General features: G+C 64.3%; 4 protein-coding genes. 2 read left to right on the forward strand and 2 right to left on the reverse strand.

The features are described from left to right. Nucleotides 1–62 precede the first annotated feature (62 nt). Both N5C25_RS20435 and crp read right to left on the reverse strand, forming a co-directional pair. Entirely contained in the window at nucleotides 63–824 is a 762-nt protein-coding gene (locus N5C25_RS20435) for a sulfite exporter TauE/SafE family protein (protein WP_251101962.1), read from the reverse strand. Between the two features lie 62 nt (nucleotides 825–886). Beyond that, nucleotides 887–1,576, reverse strand: a complete 690-nt coding sequence (gene crp, locus N5C25_RS20440) for a cAMP-activated global transcriptional regulator CRP (RefSeq protein ID WP_010482649.1) — start codon at nucleotides 1,574–1,576, stop codon at nucleotides 887–889. Between the two features lie 149 nt (nucleotides 1,577–1,725). Here crp and speD point away from each other — a divergent pair, with 149 nt between their 5' ends. After that, nucleotides 1,726–2,520: an adenosylmethionine decarboxylase gene (speD, locus tag N5C25_RS20445; protein ID WP_019661504.1), complete on the forward strand. Its 795-nt coding sequence runs from the start codon at nucleotides 1,726–1,728 to the stop codon at nucleotides 2,518–2,520. Between the two features lie 167 nt (nucleotides 2,521–2,687). Next, on the forward strand, nucleotides 2,688–3,008 hold the full coding sequence (gene sugE, locus N5C25_RS20450) for a quaternary ammonium compound efflux SMR transporter SugE (protein ID WP_005419816.1): 321 nt from the start codon (nucleotides 2,688–2,690) through the stop codon (nucleotides 3,006–3,008). The last annotated feature ends 2 nt before the right edge of the window (nucleotides 3,009–3,010 follow it).

Here is a 3,010-nt window from a genome sequence, read left to right on the forward strand (position 1 = left end):
TCTCCGTCCGGTAGTGCCGGCCGTTCTCCGTCCGGTAGTGCCGGCCGCTGGCCGGCAAGCGCTCAGCGGCCCAGATGCCGGTATACCGCGTGCCCGATCTGGAACAGGCTGATGCCCAGCACCAGCACGCCCACGGCCACCAGCACCCAGCGTTCCTTCACCCGCTTGACCAGGATCGCCGCCACCGGCGCGGCCATCATGCCGCCGATCAGCAGGCCGGCTACGATCTGCAGGTGCTGTACCCCCATCGACAGCAGGAAGGTTGCTGACACCGTCAACGTGACCACGAACTCGGCTGCGTTGACCGTACCGATGGTGGTGCGCGCCTGGCCGCCGCGGGCGAGCAGGGTGGACGTGGCGATGGGCCCCCAGCCACCGCCGCCGCTGGCGTCGAGCAGGCCGGCGAAGAAGCCCAGCACCGGCACCCGGCGGATCTCGCCCTTGGGCATCCAGCGCCCAGCGGCGCGGGCCAGGATGATGATCGCCAGCACCAGCAGGTACAGGTAGATCAGTGGCCGGATGATCTCGCCCGGGAGCTGCGTGAGCACGTACGCGCCCAGGGCGCCGCCCACTGCGCCGGGCAGGGCCAGGCGCAGGAACAGGCGTTTATCGACATTGCCGGCGGCGAGGTGCGACACCCCCGAGGCGCCCGTGGTGAACACTTCAGCGGTGTGGATGCTGGCGCTGACCTGCGCCGGCGGCAGGCCCATGCTCAGCATCACCGACGAGGACACCAGGCCGAACGCCATGCCCAGCGCGCCGTCGACCAGCTGTGCGCCCAGGCCGATGAGGATGAACCACCAGAATTCGCTGCTCAGCTCCATGCACCGAGCCTAGCGCGCCAGGGAGTGGGGACCAAGGTCCGCACCCACCGGGTGCTCAACGGTCAACGGGTGCCGTACAGCACCACGGTCTTGCCGCGGGCATGCAGCAGGCCGTCGGTCTGCAGTTTCTTCAGCACGCGGCCGGCCATCTCGCGCGAGCAGCCGACCAGGCGCGCCAGCTCCTGGCGCGATACACGCAGCTGGCTGCCCTGCGGATGGCTCATCGCCTCCGGCTCCTGCGCCAGGTCGTGCAGGGTGCGCACGATTCGGTCGGTCACGTCCAGGAATGCCAGACGGCTGGCCTTGCGGCTGGTGTCGAGCAGGCGCTTGGAAATCTGCTGGCCCAGCGCATACAGCAGGCGCGGGGCATCGGCCGACAGCGGGCCGAGGAACAGCTGATGCAGGCGCTCGTAGCTGATTTCAGCCAGCTCGCAGGCGGTGCGGGTCCGCAGGATCACCTCGCGGCGGTCCGATTCGACGAACAGGCCCATCTCGCCGACGAATTCGCCGGCACCGAAGTAGCCCAGCACCAGCTCGCGATCATCATCTTCCTCGGCCATGATCGAAACCGAGCCGCTGATGACGTAATACAGGGTTCCCGCCGGGTCCCCGGGCCGGAAGACGTCGGTACGGGTAGGGTATCGCCGCCTGTGGCTGTGCGCCAGGAAACGATCGATTGTGGCGATATCCAGGGCCAGTGGACTGCTAGCTAGGCGCACGGTTGACACGATAGGAGCGCTCCCTCTGCGCATGAACGGATTCACGGGGTCGATAGCGGAGCTTAACCAGCGCAATTGTTAAGGGCAAACAGTGTGCCAGATGTGAGCGCTCTTCACGTTCCCCCCGGGGGCAGTTTGCCCCATAATTCCCCCTTTCCCTTCTTACACAGGAATCGACCGCCGTGGTCAAGCCGTTGCCTCGCCTGAGGCTGCAGGGTTTCAACAACCTCACCAAGGCGCTGAGCTTCAACATCTATGACGTGTGTTACGCGCGCACCGAAGAGGAGCGTCAGCGTTACATTGAATACATCGATGAAGAGTACAACGCCGACAGGCTGACTCAGATCTTGACCGATGTCGCCGAGATCATCGGCGCCAACATCCTGAACGTGGCCCGCCAGGACTACGACCCGCAGGGTGCCTCGGTGACCATCCTGATCTCCGAAGAACCGGTGATCGACAAGAAGCTGGCCGGCAAGGAGCTGATCTCCGACGCCGTGGTCGCGCACATGGACAAGAGCCACATCACGGTCCATACCTACCCGGAGACCCATCCGCAGGAAGGTATCGCGACGTTCCGCGCGGACATCGACGTGGCCACCTGTGGCGTCATTTCCCCGCTGAAGGCCCTGAACTACCTGATCGAGAGCCTGGAATCGGACATCGTGATCATGGACTACCGCGTCCGTGGCTTCACCCGTGATGTGAAGGGCAAGAAGCACTTCATCGACCACAAGATCAACTCGATCCAGAACTTCCTGGCCAAGAACATCAAGTCGCGTTACGAGATGTTCGACGTCAACGTCTACCAGGAGAACATCTTCCACACGAAGATGCACCTGAAGGACTTCGACCTGGACCAGTACCTGTTCGAGGAAAAGGCCAGGAACCTGTCGTTCAAGGAGCGCATGAAGATCGAGGCGCTGCTCAAGCGCGAGATCGAAGAGTTGTTCCACGGCCGGAACCTGTCCGAGTAAGCCCCATGTGCGATGCCCGCAGGCATCGCCACCCAGGCGGGACGACCCGCCCCGTGGAACTGGCGTCGCACGCGCGATTGGCTCCATGGTGATGTACCGACCCACGGCCCGGTGTGAAAACACCGGGCCGTTTCGTTTTTTCCCCAAAAGGTAAGGAGCCCCCACCCATGCCCTGGATCTACCTGCTGCTGGCCGGCCTGTTCGAGATCGGTTTCGCCCTCGGAATGAAGTACTCGGAAGGCTTCAGCAAACCCTTGCCCACCGTTGCTACGGTGGTGTCCGCCCTGATCAGCCTGTACCTGATGAGCCAGGCGATGAAGAGCATCCCGGTCGGCACGGCCTATGCGATCTGGACCGGCATCGGTGCCATGGGCGTGGCGGTGCTGGGCATCTACCTGTTCAACGACAGCGCATCGCCGGCGCGCCTGGCCTGCGTGGGCCTGATCGTGGCCGGCGTGATCGGCCTGAAGCTGGTCTCGCCGAACTGATT

It is taken from the genome of Stenotrophomonas sp. GD03958 (genome assembly GCF_029839005.1).
In the GTDB taxonomy this organism is placed as follows: domain Bacteria; phylum Pseudomonadota; class Gammaproteobacteria; order Xanthomonadales; family Xanthomonadaceae; genus Stenotrophomonas; species Stenotrophomonas hibiscicola.